The organism is Streptomyces sp. NPDC019224, from assembly GCF_040632605.1.
Classification (GTDB): Bacteria; Actinomycetota; Actinomycetes; order Streptomycetales; family Streptomycetaceae; genus Streptomyces.
The window spans coordinates 41,762-65,795 of sequence record NZ_JBEYCF010000044.1 but is presented as its reverse complement, the minus strand read 5'-3'; the positions used below and the strand labels follow the sequence as shown (position 1 = coordinate 65,795).

General features: G+C 73.9%; 15 protein-coding genes. 10 read left to right on the top strand and 5 right to left on the bottom strand.

The window, feature by feature from the left end; genetic code table 11:
* Window positions 1-111: 111 nt before the first annotated feature.
* From ABZ564_RS24725 to moeZ, 5 genes are all read left to right on the top strand, one after another.
* Window positions 112-1,893: a glycosyltransferase gene (locus ABZ564_RS24725; RefSeq protein ID WP_360860461.1), complete on the top strand. Its 1,782-nt coding sequence runs from the start codon at window positions 112-114 to the stop codon at window positions 1,891-1,893.
* Entirely contained in the window at window positions 1,886-3,220 is a 1,335-nt protein-coding gene (locus ABZ564_RS24720) for a hypothetical protein (protein WP_360860458.1), read from the top strand. Before ABZ564_RS24725 ends, ABZ564_RS24720 begins: the two co-directional genes overlap by 8 nt.
* Before the next feature lie 144 nt (window positions 3,221-3,364).
* Window positions 3,365-4,330, top strand: coding sequence for an NAD-dependent epimerase/dehydratase family protein (locus ABZ564_RS24715; protein WP_360860455.1), 966 nt, complete (start codon window positions 3,365-3,367; stop codon window positions 4,328-4,330).
* Window positions 4,318-5,145 carry a spherulation-specific family 4 protein gene (locus ABZ564_RS24710; RefSeq protein WP_360860452.1) on the top strand — a complete coding sequence of 276 codons (828 nt, stop codon included), beginning with the start codon at window positions 4,318-4,320 and terminating at the stop codon, window positions 5,143-5,145. Before ABZ564_RS24715 ends, ABZ564_RS24710 begins: the two co-directional genes overlap by 13 nt.
* Before the next feature lie 85 nt (window positions 5,146-5,230).
* Entirely contained in the window at window positions 5,231-6,409 is a 1,179-nt protein-coding gene (gene moeZ, locus ABZ564_RS24705; protein ID WP_360860449.1) for an adenylyltransferase/sulfurtransferase MoeZ, read from the top strand.
* A gap of 52 nt (window positions 6,410-6,461) precedes the next feature.
* Here the strand turns inward: moeZ and ABZ564_RS24700 are convergent, their stop codons facing one another.
* The 3 genes from ABZ564_RS24700 to ABZ564_RS24690 form a co-directional block, all read right to left on the bottom strand.
* A complete protein-coding gene (locus tag ABZ564_RS24700; protein WP_360860446.1) occupies window positions 6,462-8,018 on the bottom strand; it encodes an alpha/beta hydrolase in 1,557 nt (518 codons plus the stop codon).
* A gap of 72 nt (window positions 8,019-8,090) precedes the next feature.
* Entirely contained in the window at window positions 8,091-9,692 is a 1,602-nt protein-coding gene (locus ABZ564_RS24695; RefSeq protein WP_360860443.1) for an alpha/beta hydrolase, read from the bottom strand.
* 70 nt (window positions 9,693-9,762) lie between these two features.
* Complete coding sequence (locus tag ABZ564_RS24690) at window positions 9,763-12,495, bottom strand: lysylphosphatidylglycerol synthase domain-containing protein (RefSeq protein WP_360860440.1); 2,733 nt, start codon at window positions 12,493-12,495, stop codon at window positions 9,763-9,765.
* Between the two features lie 221 nt (window positions 12,496-12,716).
* Here ABZ564_RS24690 and ABZ564_RS24685 point away from each other — a divergent pair, with 221 nt between their 5' ends.
* Both ABZ564_RS24685 and ABZ564_RS24680 read left to right on the top strand, forming a co-directional pair.
* Complete coding sequence (locus ABZ564_RS24685) at window positions 12,717-13,106, top strand: MGMT family protein (RefSeq protein WP_360860437.1); 390 nt, start codon at window positions 12,717-12,719, stop codon at window positions 13,104-13,106.
* A gap of 300 nt (window positions 13,107-13,406) precedes the next feature.
* A complete protein-coding gene (locus ABZ564_RS24680; RefSeq protein WP_360860434.1) occupies window positions 13,407-16,901 on the top strand; it encodes an ATP-dependent DNA helicase in 3,495 nt (1,164 codons plus the stop codon).
* A gap of 9 nt (window positions 16,902-16,910) precedes the next feature.
* Here the strand turns inward: ABZ564_RS24680 and ABZ564_RS24675 are convergent, their stop codons facing one another.
* The gene (locus ABZ564_RS24675) at window positions 16,911-17,816 is read right to left on the bottom strand and encodes an SAM-dependent methyltransferase (RefSeq protein WP_360860432.1); all 906 of its coding nucleotides are present in this window, start codon (window positions 17,814-17,816) and stop codon (window positions 16,911-16,913) included.
* Window positions 17,817-17,957: 141 nt separating this feature from the next.
* Between ABZ564_RS24675 and ABZ564_RS24670 the strand changes: the two genes are divergently transcribed.
* The 3 genes from ABZ564_RS24670 to nudC are packed head-to-tail and all read left to right on the top strand — an operon-like array spanning window position 17,958 to window position 23,635.
* On the top strand, window positions 17,958-21,239 hold the full coding sequence (locus ABZ564_RS24670) for an ATP-dependent DNA helicase (protein ID WP_360860429.1): 3,282 nt from the start codon (window positions 17,958-17,960) through the stop codon (window positions 21,237-21,239).
* 10 nt (window positions 21,240-21,249) lie between these two features.
* Window positions 21,250-22,644 (top strand): dipeptidase, encoded by a 1,395-nt coding sequence (locus ABZ564_RS24665; protein WP_360860426.1) that lies wholly within the window; start codon window positions 21,250-21,252, stop codon window positions 22,642-22,644.
* 43 nt (window positions 22,645-22,687) lie between these two features.
* Window positions 22,688-23,635 (top strand): NAD(+) diphosphatase, encoded by a 948-nt coding sequence (gene nudC, locus ABZ564_RS24660; protein ID WP_360860423.1) that lies wholly within the window; start codon window positions 22,688-22,690, stop codon window positions 23,633-23,635.
* A 74-nt stretch (window positions 23,636-23,709) separates the two neighbouring features.
* Here nudC and ABZ564_RS24655 read toward each other — a convergent pair whose 3' ends face one another.
* Window positions 23,710-23,967: a glutaredoxin domain-containing protein gene (locus ABZ564_RS24655; RefSeq protein ID WP_164641012.1), complete on the bottom strand. Its 258-nt coding sequence runs from the start codon at window positions 23,965-23,967 to the stop codon at window positions 23,710-23,712.
* Window positions 23,968-24,034 lie beyond the last annotated feature (67 nt).

Below are 24,034 nucleotides of genomic sequence, written 5' to 3'. Positions count from 1 at the left end.
GGCGCGACGGACAACCGTCCGTCGCGCCACCGGCGTATTCGCTTACGGTCGTCCCGCCGCGAGCCGCCGATCCAACGGTGGCCGCTCACAAGGGAGATCGGGGGTGCGCTCGTGCGGATCGGACTGCTCACCGACGGTGGCTATCCGTATGCGACCGGTGAGTCCAGACTCTGGTGCGACCGTCTGGTACGCGGGCTTGCGCAGCACGAGTTCGACCTCTTCGCGCTCAGCCGCTCCGCCGAACAGGAGGCGCAGGGCTGGGTCCGGCTCCCGGCCCAGGTCAGCAGCGTGCGTACGGCACCGCTGTGGACCGCCGACGAGGAGGCCCTCGGTCTGCACGCCCCCCGGGGGCCGCTGGCCCGGCTGCTGACCGGAGGGGGCGCACGGGCCTACGCCCGGCGCGAACGACGCCTCTTCGCCACCCACTTCACGGACCTCGCGGCCTCGCTCTGCGGCGCGGCGGACACCGGGCGGGGCGAGCCGGACACGGGCGTCGGGAAGTCCGGCGGCCGCACGGAGGGCGGCGCCGGCCGCCCACTCGACGAGCGGTTCACGCGGGGCCTCTACGGCCTCGCCGAACTGGCCTGCGAGCACGGCGGACTGCCCGCCGCCCTGCGCTCCGAGACGGCCGTGCGCATCCTGGAGGCCGCCTGCCGTGCGCCCGGAACCGGGCGCACCGTCCAGACCGCCACCGTCGCCGACCTCCTCGCCTTCACCGCCGAGCTGGACCGGGCCCTGCGCCCCCTCTCCCTCGACTGGTACGACGAGGACGGCCTCGGTGGCGTGGACCTCTGCCACGCCACGGCGGGCGGTACCGCCGCCCTGCCGGGGCTGCTGGCCAAACGCTTCTTCGGGGTGCCCCTGCTGGTCACCGAGCACGCCGTGCGGGTCCGGGCGCACTACCTCTCGTCCGGCGGTGCGCCGGTCAGCGCGCCGGTGCGCGCGCTCCTCGCGAACCTCCACGGGCGGCTCGCCACCGAGGTCTACCGGCAGGCCGCGCTCATCACCCCCGGCAACACCCACGCCCGCCGCTGGCAGGAGCGGTGCGGGGCCGACCCCGCGAAGCTGCGGACCGTGTACCCCGGCATGGAGTCCACCCGGTTCGCGGGGCTCGGCGAGAGCGAGGACGACGGCGGTCCCGACACGCTCGTCTGGGTCGGCCGCATCGAACCCGCCAAGGACCTCGTCGCGCTCCTGAACGCCTTCGCCGAGGTGCGCCTCGCCGAGCCGGCCGCCCGGCTGCGGATCATCGGAGCCCCCGCCCCGGGCCCGGCGGGCGCCGACTACCTGGAGCGCTGCCGCGCCCTGGCCGCCCAGCTGTTCCCGGACGAGGCGTCGGACCCCCACCAGGCCGGCGAGGGCCCGGTCACCTTCGAGGAGATCGGCGGCCCCGAGGTCCCCGACCTGGCCCGGGCGTACGCGGCCGGCGGGGTCGTGGTGCTCTCCAGCGTGGTCGAGGGCTTCCCGATCAGCCTGGTCGAGGCGATGTTCTGCGGCCGGGCGACGGTGTCGACGGACGTCGGCGCGGTCGTCGAGGTCATCGGGGGCACGGGGCTCGTGGTCCCGCCGCGCAACCCCCGGGCGCTCGCGGACGCCTGCATCGCGCTCCTGCGCGACCCGGAACGCCGTGCACGCCTGGGCGCTGCGGCGCGCGCCAGGGCGCTCGAACTCTTCACGGTCGAGCAGAACCTTGCCGCCTTCCGCGGCATCTACCTGGACCTGATCGCACAGGCCCCGGTACGTGAGAGGCCCCTGCCGGCCGCCGACGACGCCCCGCGCCCCTTCGCCACCCCGCCGGAAGTCCATGTCAGGGACCACTGGCCGGACCCGGTCGACCGGGAGCGCACCGACCGCACCCCGAGCTGGGCGGGCGCCGGGGGCGGCGATGCGTAACCACGAGACGACGGGCCAGGCCGGCCCGAACCGTCCGGCCCGGGGAGAGCAGCCCGCGCCCGGCGGGACCGCCCCCGTGTCCGGGAAGCCCGCGACCGCCGATGCGCCCGCGCACGCCGGCGCCCCGAGTGCCGAGCCCGCGCACGCCCTCGCCTCGGCTCCTGCCGACGCGCCCGCAGGAGCCTCCGCACGCCCCCCCGAGGTGGCGCACACCGCGCACACCGCCCGTAACGCCGCCGTGCGCAAGGCGGTTGCCGGGCGGCGCGGGACCGCTGACCCGGTGCGGGCGCTCATGCACCGGCACCGGGAGCTGTGTGAACGGGCCGTCGATCCGTTGGAGATCGCCGCCGGACTCGAGGCGCACGGGGTCACCGACCGGACCGCCGCCCGTTACCGGCACCGGGACGTCTTCTCGCTCGCCGAGGAACTCTTCGCGCGGGTGCCCGCGGTCGCGGGGGAGCCCTTCGCGACGGAGCCCGCTCCGGCGCGCGACGTCACGACGCGCGCCGCATGGACGCTGCGGGCGCTGCTGCCCGGCGCCGCCTGCCTGGCGACCCTCGCCGCGCTGCGGCTCACCGACGGGATGCCCGGCGGCGACGTACGACTCGCCATCGGCTCCGGCGGGGCCCTGCTCACCCTCATCGCCCTCGTCCTCGCCGTGCGCACCGGCCCGCTGAGCGCCGCCACCCGCTTCTCCGGAACCGCCGCGCTCTGCGTCTGCTGGCTGCTCGGCTACGTCCTGTACGGCGACGCCCTGCTGAACCAGGTCCTCAGCGGCGGCCCCGAGGGGCCCTGGACCCTGACCCCGGCGCCCCTGCTGGGTCTCGCCCTCGCGGTGGCACCCGCCGCCTGGTGTGCCCACCTCTTCTCCCGGTACACACGCCGGAGGCTGCACGGCAGCCACGCGCTGGAGGAGTTCGCGGCCGGCGTGCGCCCCTTGTTGTTCGGCGTCGTCGCGCTCTTCCTCTGCGCCCTCGCCGTGCTGCTGTACCTGGCCCGGCTGGGGTTCGGCACCGGCGGCTCGGCGACCGGGGCCGCCGCGCTCGGGGTGCTGCTCCTGCTGGCCCGGCTCCTGACCGTCCACGGCTTTCCCGAACCGGCCGCCACCGGACTCGCCGCCGCCTGCGCCGTCGAGGCCGCCGCCCCCGCCCTGATCCTGGCGGGCCGGCTGCCCGGACTCCATCCGGTCGCCCGCCCCGTCGACGCCCTCGTCGAGGCGGGCGGCACCGGGGCCGTCCCCGCGCTCGCCTGCGGCGCGGCCGCCCTCGGCCTGCTGATCACCGCCGTCCTCGCCCTCTCCAGGGCGTCCGCCCACACCGCCCCCTGAGGCGGCCCCCCCGAGCCCGCCCGCGGAGCCGACGCCGTGGGCCGTCACCACCCGAACCCGTACGAAACTTCCCCAAGGAGGCACCGACATGACCCCGCAATCCCCCGCACCGGCAGCCCGCCGTCGGCCCCAAGGCGGTGCGCGATGAGGGTGCTGCTGCTCGGAGCCAACGGATTCATCGGCCGGTTCGTGGCCGACCGGCTGCTCGCCGATCCCGCCGTCCACCTCACCGCTCTCGGTCGCGGCGACGACGCCGACGTACGGTTCGACCTCGCGAACGGCAGCCCCGGAGCGCTCACCCGCTTCCTGGACGCCGTCCACCCCGGGGTCGTCGTCAACTGCGCCGGGGCGACCCGGGGCGGCGCCCGCGACCTCACCCGGCACAACACCGTCGCCGTCGCCACCGTCTGCGAGGCGATGCGGCGCAGCCGCTGCACCGCCCGCCTGGTCCAGGTCGGCTGCGCGTCGGAGTACGGGCCCTCCCAGCCCGGCTCCTCCACCGCCGAGGACGCCATCCCCCGTCCCGGAGGCCCGTACGGCGTCAGCAAGCTCGCCGCCACCGAACTCGTCCTCGGCTCCGGCCTCGACGCGGTCGTGCTGCGGGTCTTCTCGCCGGTCGGTCCCGGCACCCCGGCCGGCTCCCCGCTCGGCCGGCTCGCCGAGGCCATGCGCCGCACGATGCAGTCCGGCGACGGCGAGCTGAAGCTCAGCGGCCTCGGCGTGCAGCGCGACTTCGTCGACGTACGCGATGTGGCGCGGGCCGTGCACGCCGCCTCGCTCTCCGCCGCGCAGGGTGTCGTCAACATCGGCACCGGCCGGGCCGTCCGGCTGCGCGACGCGGCGGCCGTCCTTGCCAAGGTCGCCGGATACGCCGGCGCGCTGCACGAACTGGACACGCCCCCCGCGCGCCTCCCCATCGGAGCCCCCCGCACCTCCGCGGAATCGGTCATCGAGCACCTCTCGGCCACGCCGTCCCCGTACCCGGACGGCTGCGGTGCCTGGCAGCAGGCCGACGTCCGCACCGCCCGGGACCGGCTCGGCTGGCGCCCCCGGATCAACCTGGAGGAATCCCTCGCCGACATCTGGATGGAGGCGGCGTGCCGTATCTGACCAGTACCGGCACCGCCCGCCGCACCAGCGGGGCCGCCCGGCTCGGCTTCGGAGTCCCCGGTTACGCGCACCCGCTGCTGGCGCCGGTGGAGTGGGCCGAGCTGAGCCGCCCCGGCACCCCGCTGCACTGGGCGGTCCTCAACATCGACAACGGCCCCGGCAGCAGGCCCGACCCGCACTGCCTGGAGGCGGCGGGCCGGCTGCGCAACGCCCGCGCCCGTGCGCTGCGCGGCGGGGAGCCCCTCGACACCGTGCGGGCGGCGGGCGGCAGGCTGCTCGGGCAGCTCGACCTCGGCCACGGCGACCGGCCCTTCGGGGAGCTGCTCGCCGAGGCCCGGTCCTTCCTGGACTGGTACCGGGTGGACGGCTTCTACCTCGACCGCTGTCCGGGCGACCGCGCCGGACTGCCCGCCGTCCGCCGCCTCACCGGCACCCTGCGGGCGTTCCTGGGGGAGGGCGGCGGGCACCTCGTGCTGGGGCACGACACCCATCCGTACCCCGGCTACGCCGAGACCGGCGACCAGCTCGTCACGTTCCGGGGCGCGTGGAGCGACTACCGCTGGTCGCAGGTGGCGGAGTGGACCGCGGACTACCCGCCCGGCCGGTTCGCCCACTTCGTGCACGGTGTTCCGCGCACGCATCTGGAGGAGGCGATGCGCATCGCGCGCTGGCAGGGCGCGGGGACGATCTTCTTCACGGACCGCGGCGGGCGGTCGGGGCCGGGGAACGGCCGCGGGCAAAGCGACCCATTCGCGGCACTGCCCAGGTACTGGGACGAAATCGTCTCGCGGATCGGACCCGGTATCTCGGAATGAGGAGGGGCGTGGCAGTGTTACGGCAAGAACAACCGTACGTAGTCGAAGTACGTAGAAACCGACCACCTGCATTGTTGAGGTTCCTGTGTCGCTGCCACCCCTGGTCGAGCCAGCTGCTGAGCTCACCGTCGACGAGGTCCGCAGGTACTCCCGCCACCTGATCATCCCGGATGTCGGGATGGACGGGCAGAAGCGGCTGAAGAACGCGAAGGTGCTCTGTGTCGGCGCGGGCGGCCTCGGTTCGCCCGCCCTGATGTACCTGGCCGCCGCCGGTGTCGGCACGCTCGGCATCGTGGAGTTCGACGAGGTCGACGAGTCGAACCTGCAGCGCCAGATCATCCACAGCCAGGGCGACATCGGCAAGTCCAAGGCCCTGTCGGCCAAGGAGACCGTCCAGGGGATCAACCCCCTGGTCGACGTGGTCCTTCACGAGGAGCGGCTCGAAGCCGAGAACGTGATGGACATCTTCTCCCAGTACGACCTGATCGTGGACGGCACGGACAACTTCGCCACCCGCTATCTCGTCAACGACGCCGCGGTCCTGCTGAACAAGCCCTACATCTGGGGTTCGATCTACCGCTTCGACGGCCAGGCGTCCGTGTTCTGGTCCGAGCACGGTCCCTGCTACCGCTGCCTCTACCCGGAGCCGCCCCCGCCGGGCATGGTGCCGTCCTGCGCCGAGGGCGGCGTCCTCGGCGTGCTCTGCGCCTCCATCGGCTCCATCCAGGTCAACGAGGCCATCAAGCTGCTCGCCGGCATCGGCGACCCGCTGGTCGGCCGGCTGATGATCTACGACGCCCTGGAGATGCAGTACCGCCAGGTCAAGGTCCGCAAGGACCCCGACTGCGCGGTCTGCGGCGAGAACCCCACCGTCACCGAGCTCATCGACTACGAGGCCTTCTGCGGCGTCGTGTCCGAGGAGGCCCAGGAGGCGGCGGCCGGTTCCACGATCACTCCGAAGCAGCTCAAGGAGTGGATCGACGCCGACGAGAAGATCGAGCTCATCGACGTCCGCGAGCCGAACGAGTACGAGATCGTGGCGATCCCGGGCTCACGGCTGATCCCGAAGAACGAGTTCCTGATGGGCAACGCCCTCCAGGACCTCCCGCAGGACAGGCGCATCGTCCTGAACTGCAAGACGGGTGTCCGCAGTGCGGAAGTCCTCGCGGTCCTCAAGTCGGCGGGCTTCGCCGACGCGGTCCACGTGGGCGGCGGCGTGATCGGCTGGGTCAACCAGATCGAGCCCGAGAAGCCGGTCTACTAGAACCACACATCGAAGGGGCCGGTCCGCGGACCGGCCCCTTCGGCGTGCCGGGCTAGGAACAGGTCTTGCCGTCCTCCGGCACCGTCCCGTCCAGGAAGTACGCGTCCACCGTCGACGTCACACAGCTGCTCACGCCGTACGCGCCATGCCCCTCGCCCTTGTTGGAGAGCAGCACACCCACGCCCTCGCCCAGCTCGTCCGCCATCCTGCGGGCGCCCTCGTACGGTGTGGCCGGGTCGCCCGTCGTCCCCACGACCAGGATCGGACCGGCGCCCGGAGCGCTCGCCTCCGGGGTGTCGTGCTCGCCCTCCACCGGCCAGCCGGAGCACCATCCCGCCGTGTCCCAGGCCAGGAACGGGCCGAAGACGGGGGAGAGCTTCTCGAACTCGGGCAGCAGCGCCTTCGCCTCGGCCGCCGTGGGCCTGGCCTTGCCGTCCGCGCAGGAGATGGCCCGCTGCGAGTGGTTCTGGGTGTCGTAGTGGCCGCTGTCGTCCCGGCCGTTGTACGAGTCGGCGAGCTGGAGCAGCATGGCGCCGCTGCCGTTCTCGGCCTCGTCCAGGGCCCGGGTGAGAGCCGGCCAGCTGTCCTTGGAGTAGAGGGGGAGCACGATTCCGGTGATCGCCAGCGACTCGTTGAGCTCGCGGTCCGTGCCGGTCGGCAGCGGCTTCCCGTCGATCCGCTTCAGCAGGGCGGTGATGCGCCGGGTGCCCGCCTCCGGGTCCTGGCCGCGGTCCTTGAAGTAGTTGTCCAGGGCCCGCTGGAAGCCGGTCGCCTGGTTGCGCGCGTGCCCGGTGGTGTCCGCGGTCGGGTCGACGACCGCGTCGAAGACCGTACGCCCCACGTTCTCGGGGAAGAGGTGGGCGTACGTGCCGCCCAGTTCGGTGCCGTACGACATCCCGAAGTACGTCAGCTTCTCGTCCCCGAGCACCTGGCGGATCAGGTCCATGTCGCGCGCGGCGTTCGTCGTGCCGACGTACGGGAGGACCTTGCCCGACAGGCGCGCGCAGCCGGCCCCGAAGCCGGCGCCGTCCTTCATGAACGCCGCCTCCTCCGCCGCCGTGTCCGGGGTCATGTCGACGTCCTGGTACGCCTTCTCCTGCGCCTTGTCGTCGCGGCACCGCACCCCGGCGCTCCGCGCCACCCCGCGCGGGTCGAAGCCCACCAGGTCGTAGCGGGTGTTGAGCGTGGGGTATCCGCCGCCGGCGCGCGGCAGTATCGAGACCCCCGAGCCGCCGGGGCCGCCGAAGTCGAACAGCATCGAGCCCAGGCGCTTGCCCTTGTCCGTGGCCTGCTTGCGGATCAGGGCGATGCCGATCGTGTCGCCCCGGGGCTTCGCGTAGTCCAGCGGCACCTCGACCGTGGCGCAGCGCCACTCCGAGCCCGGCGTCCCACCGCCCTCGGGGGCCTCGCAGGGGGACCAGTCCAGGCGCTGCGAGGTGAGCGTGGCGGGCAGCCCGCCCGCGGCGGACGGGGAGGCGGGCGAGGAGGCCGCGCCGCCGTCCGCCCGCTTGCCCGGCTGGTCGTCCTTACCGTCCTCGCAGCCCGCGAGCACCCCCGTCAGCAGCAGTGCGGCGGCGGCCAGTGCCCCGGCCCGTGCGTGTGCGACCACGTGTGCGTTCCTCCCCGTTGAGCCCCGCCCGTACGGCAGTTCGCCCATCGTAGGGGGGCGCCCCGCAGGCGCTCAGCCGCAGACCGTACCGGCCTCCGGGACCCTGCCGTCGAGCAGATAGCCGCCGACCGCCCTCTGCACGCAGGCGTCGCCGCTGTTGTACGCGCCGTGCCCCTGGCCCTTGTACGTCATCTCCACACCGACGCCCTCGCCCAGCTCCTCGGCCATCGCCCGGGCACCCTCGTACGGGGTCGCCGGGTCACCGGTGTTGCCGATGACCAGGATGGGGGCGGAGCCGGGGGCGCTGACGTCGGGGGTCTTCCAGGTGCCCTCGACGGGCCAGCCGGTGCAGCCCATCAGGCCCCAGCCCAGGTAGTCGCCGAAGACGGGCGACGCCTCGCGGAATTCGGGGAGCTTCGCCCTCGTCTGCTCCAGGGTGAACCGCTCGCGCGAGTCGGCGCAGCTGATCGCGGTGTAGGCGGCGGCCGAGTTGTCGTAGCGGCCCTCGTCGGAGCGGCCGTTGAGGGAGTCGGCGAGCGCCAGGAGCAGGGAGCCGTTCCCGCCGTCGGCCTCGTCCACACCCTGTTCCAGCAGGGGCCAGGTCTCCTTGGAGTAGAGGGCCGCCGCGATGCCGGTGGTGGCCTGGGTCTCGGTCAGCTTGCGGGCGCCGATGCCCTGGACGGGCTTCTTCTCCAGCCGGTCCAGCAGACCGGCGATGCCCTGCTCGATCTCCTCCGCGTCGGAGCCGGGCAGCTTGCAGGCGTCGCCCCGGTCCGCGCAGTCCTTCGCGAAGTTGTCCAGGGCGAGCTGGAAGCCCTTGGCCTGGCCGAGCGAGGACTCCTCGGCGTTCTCGGTCGGGTCGACGACCGCGTCCAGGACCGCCCTGCCGACGTTCTCGGGGAACAGGTGCGCGTAGACGCCGCCCAGCTCGGTGCCGTACGAGATGCCGAAGTAGTACAGCCGGTCGTCGCCGAGCACCTGGCGCATCAGGTTCATGTCGCGGGCGGCGTCGGTGGTGCCGACGAAGGGCAGCTGCTCGCCGGACCGCTTCTCGCAGGCGGCGGCGAACCTCTGGGTGTCCTGGACGAACGCCTGCTCCTCCGCCGCGTCGTCCGGGGTCCCGTCCTCCTGGTAGCGCGCGTCCAGCTGCTTGTCGGTCTCGCACTCGACGCCGTCGCTGTTCCCCACGCCGCGCGGGTCGAAACTCACCAGGTCGTAGCGGGTGCGCAGCTTGTCGTACTCGGAGCCGAAGGCGGGGAGGGTGGCGACGCCGGAGCCGCCGGGACCGCCGAAGTTGAAGATGAGGGAGCCGATCCGCTTCTTCGCGTCGATCGCCCTGGCGCGGACGAGCGCCAGCTCGATGGTGTCGCCGTCGGGCTTCGCGTAGTCGAGGGGCACCTTCATGGAGGTGCACTCCCAGTTCGCCCCGCCGGGCAGCGGGGAGGGCGGTGTGCCGCCCCCCTGCGCCTGGGAAGGGGCGGGGCACCTGCTCCACCGCAGCTTCTGGGAAGCGAGGCCGGACGGCGTGCCGGTCGCGGCGTTCGCCGCGCGGGGCGGGCTCGTCGAGCGGTCGGTCGTCTGGTTGTCACCGCCGTCCGCGCAGCCGGCGAGGGGGAGCAGCACGGTCACGGTGGCGGCGAGGGCCGCGGCGCGCAGGGCAGGGGAGGTCCTCATCGCTCCATGCTGCGGTGGCGCCGGGGCGGGTGCACGGGGTGCCGGTCCAAGTGGGTGTCCCGTGCACCGGTCAGAGCTCGCCCTTGCGCGTGAGGTGGTTGAAGCACAGCCAGCCGGGAAGGACCGGCAGCCACAGGGTCATCAGCCGGAACAGCAGCACCGCCGGGGCGGCGACCTCCTTCGGCAGCCCGACCGCGATCAGACCCAGCGTCAGCGCCCCCTCGACGGCGCCCATGCCGCCCGGCGTCGGCGCGGCCGAGCCGAGCGCGTTGCCGGCGAGGAAGACCACCGCGATGCTCGCGTAGCTGAGGTGCGGGGTGTCCGGCCCGCTGAACGCCCGGACCGAGGCGTCCAGACACATCACGAACACCCCGGTCAGCAGCAGCATCCCGCCGATGCCGGTGAGCAGCTTCTGCGGCCGCTGCACCACGTCGAGCATGCGGGGGACGACTCCGGCGAACAGCGACCGCACCCGGGTCACCACGAACTTCCGCAGGAACGGGATCGCGGTGACCACCAGCACCAGCACGGCGACCGTCAGCAGCCCGGCGATCACGGTCCTGGACGGGGTGAGCGAGGACGGGGTCTTCTCGGTGCCGGTCAGGTAGCCGAAGGCGCCCAGCAGCAGGATGTGGCAGCCAAGGCCGAACAGCTGCGAGGCGCCCACACTGGCCACCGCGAGGCCGGGCCGGACCCCGGAACGCTGCAGGAACCGGGTGTTCAGCGCGACCCCGCCGACCGCCGCCGGCGCCACGATCTTCACGAACGACCCGGCGACCTGGGCGAGGACCGTCTTGCCGAACGGCACCCGCTCGGGCACGAAGCCCAGCAGGCTCATCGCGGCGGCCACGTAACTCAGCGCCGAGAAACCGAGCGCGGCGGCCACCCAGCCCCACTCCGCCTGCTCCACGACCGCCCCGAAGTCGGCCTCGGTGACCTGCGAGATCAGGAAGTACGCGGCGATGGCACCGGCGATGAAGCTGAACAGGGTGCGTGGTTTGATGCGCTCCAGGCGCACCGGCTCGACCGGGGCCTGCGGCCGGATCAGCAGGACCTCCCGGCGGATCTGGGAGAGCAGGTCCTCCTCGCGCACCTCGTCGAGGGCGTCGTCCATGGCCCGCTTCTCGGCCTGCTTCTCGGTGCGCAGCGACTTGCGGGCGGTCTTGCGGTCACCGTTCCTGGACAGCTCCGCGTCCTCGGCCCTGGCGCGCTTGGCCGCGTCCGACGCCTCCAGCACGGCCTCGCGTTCGCGCTGCGACCGCTCCCGGGCGAGCCGGCGCAGCTGCGCCCGGGTGGAGCGGCTGAGGGCGATCGGCTGGAGCAGCGGCAGGCAGTCGGCGACCGCGTCGGGGCCGAGCACGGCCAGCGCGGCGGCCACGGCCCGCTCGGGGCCCACCCGCAGACCGGTCGTGGTGAGCAGTTGCGCGATGTCCATCCGCAGCACCAGATCACCGGCCGCGATCTCGCCGCCGCGCAGATCGGTGACGAACACCTTGCCGAAACGATCCACCAGGATGGCGTCGCCCGTGAGCCTGCGGTGCGCGATCCGGCGCGACTGGAGGGCCTTGACCTGCTGCCAGGCACCGCGCACCACGTCGTCGGTGATCTCGGCGTCCTTCAGGGCGTCCAGGGACCGGCCGCCGATGTGCTCGTACACCAGCATCACGGCGTCCGGGCCCAGCTCGGAGGTGGCGATCAGCTTCGGCGCGTTGGCGCCGGCGGCGATCGCCGCGTACGCGAGCAGCGCCTCCTGCTCCAGTGCCTGGCGCAGCGACTGGATGGACCGGCGCTGGGTGATGCCGCGCAGGGTGAGCCTGCGCCACACCCGGTAGAAGAACCCCTGGGCCTGCTGTTCGCGGTCGACGACGGTCACGTCGAGCGGTGGCCCGTCCTCCAGGGAGACCAGATAGCGGCGCCCCCGGTCGCTCTGGTCGCCGGAGTCGGGCGCGTCCTCGGCCCGCATCGCGGTGACCGGCCGGAAGCCGACGTGCCGCAGACCCGCCATCAGGTGCTGGCCGGTCGGGCGGACGTTCGGCGAGCCCACCGCGTACAGCGTGCCGTACGCCACCGTCCAGCCGATCAGCACCGTGAGCACGATGGAGAACGGGGTCGTGTAGCCGCCGACCAGCATGGCGAAGGCGTCGAGCAGCAGCACCATCCACAGCACGACCCGCCAGCGCGGCCGTCTCGCCATGCCGACCGCCGTCATGTACGCGATCACGGGGGCGAGGTAGCCGTGCACGGGATCGGTGACCGCGTCACCGGGCTGCGGCTGGGTCAGCGCGTCCTGAATGGTGCCGGAAGCGGACTTGGCGACCCACAGGTCCGTGGCGAGCGTCACCCCGTGCGCCAGCACCGCGGCCAGCACCCCGTCGGCGATCCGCAGCCCGTCGCGTTTGATCAGCCGCTCGATGGCGAAGGCGACCGGGACGAGCAGCACGGCGATGCTGGAGACCAGCCCGGCGAGCTTGATCAGCAGGTCGGGGGCCTGGCCCGTGCCCTTGCTGATGTCCTGTTCGAGGCCGGTGGTCGTGCCGTGGGCGAAGGCGGCGACGGAGAACAGCACGACGACCGCCAGCACCCCGATGAGCAGGCGCAGCAGGTCGGAGGGGCGGTGCACCCGGGCGGGCAGCAGGGGTTCGTCCCCCGAGACGCGCTCGGTCGGCGCCTCGTCGGAGGTGGCGAGCGTCGACCCGGCCGGATGCCCGGCGGGGTATTCCGCGTCCGTGTCCGGCTGCCGCCGGTCCCCGTCCGGACGCGGCTCGGCGTCGGAGGCGTCGTCGGCCGCCTTCGGTGGCTGCACGCCCTGCTCCTTCGTCGCCTCTGATGGGTTTTCGTGTTCTCGTATCACCGGTCACCGCCCGCACGATGGTGGCACGGCCGAGGGGCGCAGGGGGGCATCAGGGTGCGATGCGGGGGCGTGCGAAGCGCAAGATACGCAACTTTCCCGCCGTGCGCACGCTCCGTGTGCGCATGGACACGGGACGGCCCGGACTGTCGGTGGCGTGCGGCAGGATGGGGCGGATGAGCGAACACCCGACGGGCGACGCGTTGCCGGAGTACGCGGAGCGCGTGCTCGACGTCGCCGAACTGATCCCGCCCGGCCGCGTCATGACGTACGGCGATGTCGCGGAGTGGCTGGACGAGGGCGGCCCGCGCCAGGTCGGCCGGGTCATGGCGCTGTACGGGAGCGCGGTGCCGTGGTGGCGCGTGGTGCGCTCCGACGGCAGGCTGCTGCCGGGCCACGAGCTGCGCGCCCTGGACCACTACCGCGAGGAGAGCACCCCGCTGCGCGAGACCTCCGCGCGTGCGGAGGGCCACCTGCCGCGCCTGGACATGCGGCGCGCGCGGTGGGACGGCGTGACGGGCGGCCCGGCGGACGCGGCCGGCGGCGGTGGGGGAGCTCACACCTGACAGCTTCGGCCATCCGACGGCGGATCGGGCGGAGCCGGGTCCGTACGGTGTGCGCGGGGCGTGGTGCGGGGGCCGGCGCGGTGCCGGGGCCACCGGCGGCCGGTCCGGGGCCGCGGGGGCGTGCGGAGTCCGGCCCTTTACCGTCCGGCCCTCCGCGGTCCCGCTCCCCGGATCCGGATAACGTGACGAGCCCCGCAGCCGTACCGGCGCATTCGGGGACCGTCCCCGAGTAGCGTCGTCAGCTCGCGGACGACACCGCGCCCTCACCACCCGTACACCCCCCAGGACCGGCGATCCCACGTGAGTACCTCCTCCACCACCCGGCACAGTCCCCACCGTCACGCACGGCCGGGGACCGCGGGCCCGTACCGGCTGGTGCGCACCCTGCCGGGTTCGGTGGAGCCCCCTCTCCTGGACGCGGCGCAGCGCGCGGTGGTTGACCACCCCGGCGGCCCGCTCCTGGTCCTCGCCGGGCCCGGTACGGGCAAGACGACCACGCTCGTCGAGGCCGTCGCCGCGCGCATCGCCCGCGGCACCGACCCGGCCCGCGTGCTGGTCCTCACCTTCAGCCGCAAGGCCGCCGTCGAACTGCGGGACCGGATGGCCGCCCGGCTCGGCGCCGCCCGGGGACCGCAGGCCACCACCTTCCACTCCTTCTGTTACGCCCTCGTCCGCGCCCACCAGGACGCCGACCTCTTCGCGGACCCGCTGCGGCTGCTGTCCGGACCGGAGCAGGACGTGACCGTCCGCGACCTGCTGGCCGGCCAGCTCGACCTGGAGAAGGAGGGGCGCCCGCACATCCGCTGGCCCGACGAACTGCGCGCCTGCCTGACCACCCGCGGCTTCGCCGACGAGGTGCGCGCGGTGCTCGCCCGCAGCCGCGAGCTGGGCCTCGGCCCGGACGCCCTCGCCGACTTCGCCCGGCGCACCGGCCGGCCCGACTGGGGCGCCGCCGCCCGCTTCCTCGCCGAGTACCTCGACGTGCTGGACGGCCAGGGCGTGCTGGACTACGCGGAGCTGGTCCACCGTGCGGTGCTGCTCGCCGAGCGCCCCGAGGTGTCGGAGCTGCTGGCGGGGAAGTACGACGCGGTCTTCGTCGACGAGTACCAGGACACCGACCCGGCCCAGGTGCGGCTGCTGCACGCGCTGGCCGGCAACCGGGGCAGCACACCGGGAGGCGGCGGCGGGCGCGACCTGATCGCCTTCGGTGACCCGGACCAGTCGATCTACGCGTTCCGGGGCGCCGATGTGAACGGCATCCTCGACTTCCCCGAGCGGTTCCGGCGCGCGGACGGCGCCCCGGCCCCGGTCGGCGTCCTCACCACCTCGCGCCGCTCCGGCGACCGGCTGCTCGCCGCCACCCGGCTGCTCACCCGGCGGATGCCGCTCACCCGGCTGCCGTCGGCGAAGGTCCGCGCCCACCGCGAACTGGGCGCGGTCCGCGAGGGCGGCAGCGTGGAGACGTACACCTACCCGACCGCCTCCACGGAGCTGGACAACATCGCCGACCTGCTGCGCCGCGCGCATCTGGAGGACGGGGTGCCGTGGCACGAGATGGCGGTGCTCGTCCGGGCCGGCGGCCGCACGCTGCCCGCCCTGCGCCGGGCCCTGACCTCGGCGGGCGTTCCGCTCGAGGTCGACGGCGACGACCTGGCCCTGCGCCACGAACCGGCGGTGGGCCCGCTCCTGACGGCCCTGCGGGCGGTGGCCACGGCGGCGCTGCGCGGGGGAGCGGGGGAGGGGGCGTCCGGGGCCGCCGGGGCCCCGGTGGCCTCCGGGGAAAAGGACGGAGCCGAGGCATCCGAGGTGCCTGAGGTATCCGAGGTGCCTGAGGCACCCGAGGCATCCGAGGCGCCCGAGAGGCCTGAGACACCCGAGACACCCGAGGAGACCGGCGCCGAGGCACCCGCCGCCCCCGCCCCCTGGCTCGACACCGAGACCGCCCTGGCCCTGCTCGCCTCGCCCCTCGGGGCCATGGACGCCGCCGATATGCGCCGGCTCGGCCGGGCCCTGCGGGACGAGGAGCGCGCCGCCGGCAGCCGGGTGCCCGCCCCCTCCGGCGAGCTGCTGGCCCGCGCGCTCGCCGAGCCCGAGCGGCTGGTGACACACGACCCGTCGTACGCCCGGGGCGCCCAGCGCCTGGGCGCGCTGCTGCGTACGGCGCGCGAGCTGCTGGAAGCCGGCGGCACCGCCGAGGAGGCCCTGTGGGCGCTGTGGTCCGGCACCCCCTGGCCGGACCGGCTGGAGCGCGCGGCCCTGCGCGGGGGAGCCGCCGGGCGCAACGCGGACCGGGACCTCGACGCGGTCTGCGCCCTGTTCGACACCGCCGCCCGCGCCGAGGAACGCACCGGCGGCCGGGGCGCGCTCAACTTCCTGGAGGAGGTCGACGCCCAGGACATCGCGGCCGACACCCTCTCCCGGCGCGCGGTGCGGCCCGACGCCGTGCGGCTGATGACCGCCCACCGGTCCAAGGGCCTGGAATGGCGGATGGTCGTCGTCGCGAGCGTGCAGGAAGGACTCTGGCCGGACCTGCGCCGCCGCGGCTCGCTCCTCGAAGCGGACCGGATCGGCCGCGACGGCCTCGCCGAACCCCTCACCCCCGGCGCCCTCCTCGCGGAGGAGCGGCGGCTGTTCTACGTGGCGGCGACCCGCGCCCGGGAGCGCCTGGTCGTCACCGCGGTCAAGGCCCCCGCCGACGACGGCGACCAGCCCTCCCGCTTCCTCTCCGAGCTGGGCGTCGAACCCCGGGACGTCACCGGCCGCCCGCGCCGCCCGCTGTCCGTCGCCGCGCTCGTCGCCGAGCTGCGCGCCACCACCGTCGACCCCGCCGCATCGGACTCCCTGCGCGAGGAGGCCGCCCGCCGCCTCGCCCGGCTGGCGGCGCTCACCGACGAGGAGGACCGGCCGCTCGTGCCCGCCGCCCATCCGTACCGCTGGTGGGGCCTGTACGAGCCGACCCGCTCGGCCGTACCGCTGCGCGACCGGGACCAGCCCGTCACCCTCTCCGGCAGCGCGCTCGACCAGCTCGCCAACACCTGCGCGCTCCAGTGGTTCCTGGGCCGCGAGGTGAAGGCCGACGCGCCCGCGACCGCCGCCCAGGGCTTCGGCAACGTCGTCCACGTCCTGGCCGACGAGGTGGCCTCCGGCCGTACGCCCGCCGATCTGGCCGTGCTCATGGAACGGCTCGACTCGGTCTGGGACGGGCTGGTCTTCGACGCCCCCTGGAAGTCGCACCAGGAGAAGGAGCAGGCGCGCGCCGCCCTCGACCGCTTCCTGCGCTGGCACGTCATGGACCGGGCCGGCCGCACGCCCGTCGCCGGCGAGCACGACTTCGACGTGACGCTGGAGGCGGGGGAGTACGAGGTACGCATCCGGGGCTCCATGGACCGCGTCGAGCGGGACGCCGAGGGCCGGGCCTATGTCGTCGACTTCAAGACCGGCAAGCAGGCCCCGACGAAGGACGAGGTGGCCCGCCACCCCCAGCTCGCCGTTTACCAGCTGGCGGTACGGGAAGGGGCGGTCGACGACGTCTTCGGCGGTACGCGGCCCGAGCCGGGCGGCGCCGAACTCGTACAGCTGCGCCAGGCCGCTCCCCAGAAGGAGGGCGGTGACGCCGCGCCCAAGGTGCAGGCGCAGGCGCCGCCGGACTCCGCGTGGGTCTCCGACCTGCTGGCGACCGCCGCGGGCCGCGTCCTGGACGAGCGGTTCACCCCCACGACCGGTCAGCACTGCGGACACTGCGCCTTCAGGGCGTCGTGCAGCGCACAGCCGGAGGGACGGCACGTCCTGGAATAGGACGGCGGGTCAGCGCTTTCGGGCCACCAGGCCGTAGACGCTGACGTCCGCGTCGGTGACGTCGTTGATGTCCTGGTAGCGCGTACGGTCCAGCTCGTCCAGGCCCGCCACGAACTCGGGGTCGGGGTCCCCGGCCTCCGGCAGGTCGACGACCCGCTCGGGACGCCAGCGGTGCACGGGGACGATGCCGGGTTCGAGCAGTTCCAGGCCGTTGCCGGTGACGAAGCGTTCCATCTGGGCGTACGAGCGGCGCACCATGGCGAAGCCGCGTTCCTTGAAGCCCTTCGTGATGCTGTCGACCTGCTCCGGGTTGAGGTCCGAGCTGACATTGCTCAGGACGAGGACGCTGCCAGGAGCAAGGGCGTCCACGAGCTGCTTCACCACGGGGTAGGCCGTCCCGTCCTCGAGGAAGTGGGTCACGGCCGCGAGGACGAGGGCGACCGGGCGGTCGAAGCCGAGGGTGCGGCGGGCGGCCTCCAGGATCCGGTCCGGTTCCCGCAGGTCCGCCTCGATGTAGTCGGTACGGCCCTGGGGACCGCTGGTGAGCAGGGCCTGGGCGTGCACGAGGACCACCGGGTCGTTGTCGACGTAGACCACGCGCGACTCGGGCGCGACGGCCTGGGCGATCTGGTGCACGTTCTGCTGGGTCGGCAGGCCGGTGCCGATGTCCAGGAACTGCCGGATGCCCTCGTTCGCCGCGAGGGTGACCGCGCGCCGCACGAAGTCCCGGTTGTGCCGCACGGTGAGGTAACCGCGCGGATTGGCGGCCAGCGCCATGGCGGCGGCCTCGCGGTCGGCCGGGTAGTTGTCCTTGCCGCCGAGGAAGACGTCGTAGACCCGCGCGGGGTGCGCCCTCGTCGTGTCGATGCGCTTCCTGAGCTCGGTGTCGTCAGGGGCGGGTGCGTCGGCGCTCATATGACCGTCCTCGTAAGGCTGTTGGTGCGACAAGCGGATAATTTAGACCCGGCCGGGTGTGACGCGCGCCACCGGGAGGCGGAGACGGATCCGGGAGCCGCGACGTCGTGGGTTGTCGGTGGCGCCGGTTAGCCTCTGTGAGTGTCCCCGCGCCTCACCGATCCCGAGCAGCTCAAGGAGCTCCTCGGGATCCCCTTCACCCCGGAGCAGACGGCCTGCATCACCGCGCCGCCCGCCCCGCAGGTGATCGTGGCCGGAGCCGGCTCGGGGAAGACCACGGTGATGGCCGCCCGCGTGGTGTGGCTGGTCGGCACCGGCCAGGTCGCCCCCGAGCAGGTCCTCGGGCTCACCTTCACCAACAAGGCGGCCGGCGAGCTGGCCGAGCGCGTCCGCAGGGCGCTCGTCGCCGCCGGTGTCACCGACCCGGACGTGATCGACCCGGACAACCCCCCGGGCGAGCCCAGCATCTCCACGTACCACGCCTTCGCCGGACGGCTGCTGACCGAGCACGGGCTGCGCATCGGTCTCGAACCGGCGACCCGCCTCCTCGCCGACGCCACCCGCTACCAGCTCGCCGCCCGCGTGCTGCGTGAGGCCCCCGGCCCCTACCCGGCCCTGACCAGGTCCTTCCCCACCCTCGTCAGCGACCTGCTGGCCCTCGACGCCGAGCTGGCCGAACACCTCGTACGCCCCGAACAGCTCGACGCGTACGACACCGAACTGCTCCGCACGCTGGAGACCGCCAAGCTCAGCAACGCCGAACTGCGCAAGATCCCCGAGACCGCCGAGGCCCGCCGCGCACTGCTCTCGCTCACCCGGCGCTACCGCGAGGCGAAGCGGAGCCGCGACCTCCTCGACTTCGGCGACCAGATCGCCCTCTCCGCCGAGCTGGCCCTCACCCGCCCCGAGGTCGGCGCCATCCTGCGCGACGAGTACCGGGTCGTCCTGCTCGACGAGTACCAGGACACCTCCGTCGCCCAGCGCCTCCTGCTCTCCGCCCTCTTCGGCAGCGGCCCCGACACCGCCCCGACCGGGCACGCCGTCACGGCGGTCGGCGACCCCTGCCAGGCCATCTACGGCTGGCGCGGCGCCTCCGTCGCCAACCTCGACGACTTCCCGAGCCACTTCCCGCATGCCGACGGCACCCCCGCCACCCGCTACTCCCTCAGCGAGAACCGCCGCAGCGGCGGCCGCCTCCTCCACCTCGCCAACGGACTCGCCGCGCCCCTGCGCGCCATGCACGAGGGAGTCGAGGCGCTGCGCCCCGCCCCCGGCGCCGAGCGCGACGGCCTCGTCCGCTGCGCCCTGCTGTCCACCCACACCGAGGAGATCGCCTGGCTCGCGGACTCCATCGCCCATCTCGTGCGCACCGGCAAGGCGCCCGGCGAGATCGCCGTCCTGTGCCGCACCGCCGGTGACTTCCCGGAGATCCAGGCCGCGCTGGTCGCCCGCGACATCCCGGTCGAGGTCGTCGGCCTCTCCGGGCTGCTCCACCTCCCCGAGGTCGCCGACCTCGTCGCCGTCTGCGAAGTCCTCCAGGACCCCGGGGCCAACGCCGCCCTGGTCCGCCTGCTCACCGGCCCCCGCTGGCGGATCGGCCCCCGCGACCTGGCCCTGCTCGGCCGCCGGGCCCGCCTCCTCGTCCACCGCGCCGCCCACGGCGACGACGAGGACTTCGACCCCGACCGCCGGCTCGCCGAGGCCGTCGAGGGAGTGGACCCGGCCGAGGTGATCTCGCTGGCCGACGCCCTGGACACCTTCCTGGACGCGGGCGGCGAGGAGGACGACCGGCTTCCGTTCTCCGCCGAGGCCCGCATCCGCTTCGCCCGCCTCGCCGCCGAACTGCGCGACCTGCGCCGCTCGCTCGCCGACCCCCTGATGGACGTCCTCCACCGGGTCCTGGCCACCACCGGCCTGGAGGTCGAGCTCTCCGCGTCCCCGCAGGCCCTGGCCGCCCGCCGCCGCGAGACCCTGGGCAACTTCCTCGACGTCGCCGCCCGCTTCGCCGCCGTCGACGGCGAGGCCACCCTCCTCGCCTTCCTCGGCTTCCTGCGCACCGCCGTCCAGTACGAGAAGGGCCTGGACAACGCGCTGCCCGGCGGCGAGAACACCGTCAAGGTCCTCACCGCCCACAAGTCCAAGGGCCTGGAGTGGGACGTGGTCGCCGTGCCCGGACTGGTCACCGGCCAGTTCCCCAGCGGTCAGTCCCGGGACGCCTGGACCTCCCAGGCCAAGGTCCTCCCGCACGCCCTGCGCGGCGACACGGCCACCCTGCCCGCCCTGACCACCTACGACGCCAAGGGCCTCAAGGGCTTCAAGGAGGAGATGAAGGAGCACCAGCACACGGAGGAACTGCGCCTCGGCTACGTCACCTTCACCCGTCCCCGCACGCTGCTGCTCGGCTCCGGCCACTGGTGGGGCCCCAGCCAGAAGAAGCCGCGCGGCCCGTCCCCCTTCCTGCACGCGCTGTACGAGCACTGCGCCGCCGGGTACGGCGAGATCGAGGTGTGGGCGGACGCACCACAGGAGACCGACGAGAACCCGTCCCTGGCCGGGGCGTCCGCCGACCACGCCTGGCCGCTCCCGCTGGACGAGACCGCCCTGGCCCGCCGCAGGGCAGCCGCGGACACGGTGCTCGAGCTGCTGGCCGAGGCGTCGTTCCCGGCCGACGGCGAAGCGGCGCACGCCCCGCACATCCCGACCCCCCGCGCCCCGGCCCGCCTCACCCCCGAGGAGGTCCGCACGCTCGCCTCCTGGGACCGGGATCTGGACGCCCTCGCCGGGGAACTGCGCCGGGCCCGCGCCACCGTGCGCGAGGTGCTCGTCCCCGCCTCGCTCTCCGCCACCCAGCTGCTGCGCCTCGCCGACGACCCCGACGCCTTCGCCCGGGAGCTGGCCCGGCCCATGCCCCGCCCGCCGCAGCCGGCCGCCCGCCGGGGCACCCGCTTCCACGCCTGGGTGGAGTCCCGCTTCGAGGAGCTGCCGCTGCCCATGCTCGGCCCCGAGGAACTGCCCGGCGGCGACGAGAGCGACGCCGACATCGCCGACGAGCGCGACCTCGCCGAGCTGAAGGATGCCTTCGAGCGCACCCCGTACGCTCGCCGCACCCCGTACCGCGTGGAGACGCCGTTCCAGATCACCCTGGCCGGCCGGGTCGTCCGGGGCCGTATCGACGCGGTGTACCGCACGGGGAACACGTACGAGATCGTCGACTGGAAGACCAGCCGCACCCACACCGCCGACCCGCTTCAGCTCGCCGTCTACCGGCTGGCGTGGGCCGAACTGCACGGGCTGCCGCTCGCCGACGTCACGGCCACCTTCCTCTTCGTGCGCAGCGGCGAGGCCGTGCGCCCGGCCTCCCTGCCCGGCCGTGCGGAGCTGGAGCGCATCCTCCTGGACGAGCCACCTCCCGCAGCCCGATAGGCTGAAGGTCATGAGCGACACCCCGGACAGCGCCGTCCGCACGTACACCGAGCAGCACCGCGCGGCCTTCCTCGACGACCTCGCCGAGTGGCTGCGCATCCCCTCCGTATCCGCTCAGCCGGAGCACGAGGGCGACGTACGGCGCAGCGCCGAGTGGCTGACGGGCAAGCTGAAGGAGACCGGCTTCCCGGTCACCGAGATCTGGGAGACGGACGGGGCACCCGCCGTCTTCGCCGAGTGGCCGTCCGACGACCCGGCGGCCCCCACGGTCCTCGTGTACGGACACCACGACGTGCAGCCCGCCGCCCGCGAGGACGGCTGGAGCAGCGAACCGTTCGAGCCGGTGATCCGCGACGGCCGGCTGTACGGGCGCGGCGCGGCCGACGACAAGGGGCAGGTGTTCTTCCACACCCTCGGCGTCCGGGCCCACCTCGCCGCCACCGGCCGCACCGCCCCGGCCGTCCACCTCAAGCTGGTCGTCGAGGGCGAGGAGGAGTCCGGCTCCCCGCACTTCCGCGCCCTGGTCGAGCAGCACGCCGACCGCCTCGCCGCCGACGTGGTGATCGTCTCCGACACCGGCATGTGGAACGAGACGACCCCGACCGTCTGCACCGGGATGCGCGGCCTCGCCGAGTGCGAGATCGAGCTGCACGGACCGGGCCAGGACATCCACTCCGGCTCGTTCGGCGGCGCCGTGCCCAACCCCGCGACCGAGGTCGCCCGCCTCGTCGCGGCACTTCACGACGCGGACGGACGGGTCGCGGTCCCCGGCTTCTACGACGGCGTGACCGAGCTCACCGACACCGAACGCGCGCTCTTCGCCGAGCTGCCGTTCGACGAGGCCGACTGGCTGCGCACCGCGAGGTCCCGGGCCGCCTCCGGCGAGGCCGGGTACTCCACGCTGGAGCGGATCTGGGCCCGCCCGACCGCCGAGGTCAACGGCATCGGCGGCGGCTACCAGGGCGCCGGCAGCAAGACGATCATCCCCTCGTCCGCCCGCGTCAAGATCAGCTTCCGCCTGGTGGCAGGCCAGGACCCCGACCACGTCCAGCAGGCCGTACGGGCTTGGGCCGAGGCCCGCATCCCGGCCGGAATCAGCCACCGGATCACCTTCCTCCCCGCCACCCGGCCCTGTCTGACGCCCCTGGACCACCCGGCGCTCCAGGCCGTGGCCCGGGCCATGGGCCGGGCGTTCGGGCAGAAGATCCTCTTCACCCGCGAAGGGGGCTCCGGCCCCGCCGCCGACCTTCAGGACGTGCTCGGCGCACCCGTCCTCTTCCTCGGCATCTCCGTACCGTCCGACGGCTGGCACGCCCCCGACGAGAAGGTCGAACTGGACCTGCTGTCCAAGGGCGTCGAGACCGCCGCCCACCTCTGGAGCGACCTGGCGGCCGCCCTCCGCTGATTTTCTGAACGCCCGATCCATCCCGGGGGAGTAGGAAGCACCTGTGAGCACCTTCGACAACGCCACCCCAGACCGGCCCATCGGTCTGACCGCGCCGAGCGGCATCGACCGCGCGGCGCACCACCGCCTCGACGAGGCATGGCTGTCCGCCGCGTGGAGCCACCCGACGACCCGGGTCTTCGTCGTCTCCGGGGGCCAGGTGCTGATCGACGACACCGACGACGGCACCGAACTCGTGATGACGCCCGCCTTCGAGGCCCCCGTCACCGAGACCCACCGCTACTTCCTCGGCACCGACGCGGACGGCGTCAGCTACTTCGCCCTCCAGAAGGACACACTGCCCGGCCGCATGGACCAGTCGGCCCGCCCGGCGGGGCTGCGCGAGGCGGGCCTGCTGCTCGGCCCCCGCGACGCCGGCCTGATGGTGCACGCGGTGGCCCTGGAGAACTGGCAGCGGCTGCACCGCTTCTGCTCCCGCTGCGGCGAACGCACGGTCATCGCGGCGGCCGGCCACATCCGCCGCTGCCCGGCCTGCGGTGCCGAGCACTACCCGCGCACCGACCCGGCGGTCATCATGCTCGTCACCGACGACCAGGACCGGGCCCTGCTCGGCCGCCAGGTCCACTGGCCCGAGGGCCGCTTCTCCACGCTCGCCGGATTCGTCGAGCCGGGCGAGTCGATCGAGCAGTCCGTGGCCCGCGAGGTCTTCGAGGAGGCGGGCATCACGGTCGGTGAGGTCGAGTACGTCGCCAGCCAGCCCTGGCCGTTCCCGTCCAGCCTGATGCTGGGCTTCACGGCGCGTGCCACGACGTACGAGATCGACGTGGACGGCGAGGAGATCGAGGAGGCGCGCTGGTTCTCCCGCGAGGAGCTGACCGCCGCCTTCGAGTCCGGCGAGATCCTGCCCCCGTTCGGCATCTCGATCGCCTCCCGGCTGATCGAGCTCTGGTACGGCAAGCCCCTCCCGAAGCCGGTCCGGGCAGCGGGCTGACGCGGCCCGGAACCACGCCGCCCCCTCCGGTGCGCTGACCGGAGAGGGCGGACGGGTACAGGGTCCCGGCGGGATCAGGCCCCGAGGGCCTGCTTCACCTGGGCCAGGCTCGGGTTCGTCATGACGACGTCCTCGCCGCCGCCGGCGGGGACCACCAGGACGGTCGGGACCGTCTGGTTCCCGCCATTCGCCTTCTCGACGAAGGCCGCCGACTCCGGGTCCTGCTCGATGTTGATCTCGCTGTAGGCGATGCCCTCGCGGTCCATCTGCCCCTTCAGCCGACGGCAGTAGCCGCACCACGTGGTGCTGTACATCGTCACAGTGCCCGGCATGTCTTCGCGCTCCTCTGTCTCATCGGTCCCGGCAGATCCGTCACGCCCGGCAGGGTTCCGTGTGTCA

Coding starts and splice junctions, on each gene's coding strand:
- ABZ564_RS24720 (WP_360860458.1), top strand. CDS start 1,886: ATGCGTAACCACGAGACGACGGGCCAGGCCGGCCCGAACCGTCCGGCC.
- ABZ564_RS24715 (WP_360860455.1), top strand. CDS start 3,365: ATGAGGGTGCTGCTGCTCGGAGCCAACGGATTCATCGGCCGGTTCGTG.
- ABZ564_RS24695 (WP_360860443.1), bottom strand. CDS start 9,692: ATGAGGACCTCCCCTGCCCTGCGCGCCGCGGCCCTCGCCGCCACCGTG.
- ABZ564_RS24685 (WP_360860437.1), top strand. CDS start 12,717: ATGAGCGAACACCCGACGGGCGACGCGTTGCCGGAGTACGCGGAGCGC.
- ABZ564_RS24675 (WP_360860432.1), bottom strand. CDS start 17,816: ATGAGCGCCGACGCACCCGCCCCTGACGACACCGAGCTCAGGAAGCGC.
- ABZ564_RS24665 (WP_360860426.1), top strand. CDS start 21,250: ATGAGCGACACCCCGGACAGCGCCGTCCGCACGTACACCGAGCAGCAC.
- ABZ564_RS24655 (WP_164641012.1), bottom strand. CDS start 23,967: ATGCCGGGCACTGTGACGATGTACAGCACCACGTGGTGCGGCTACTGC.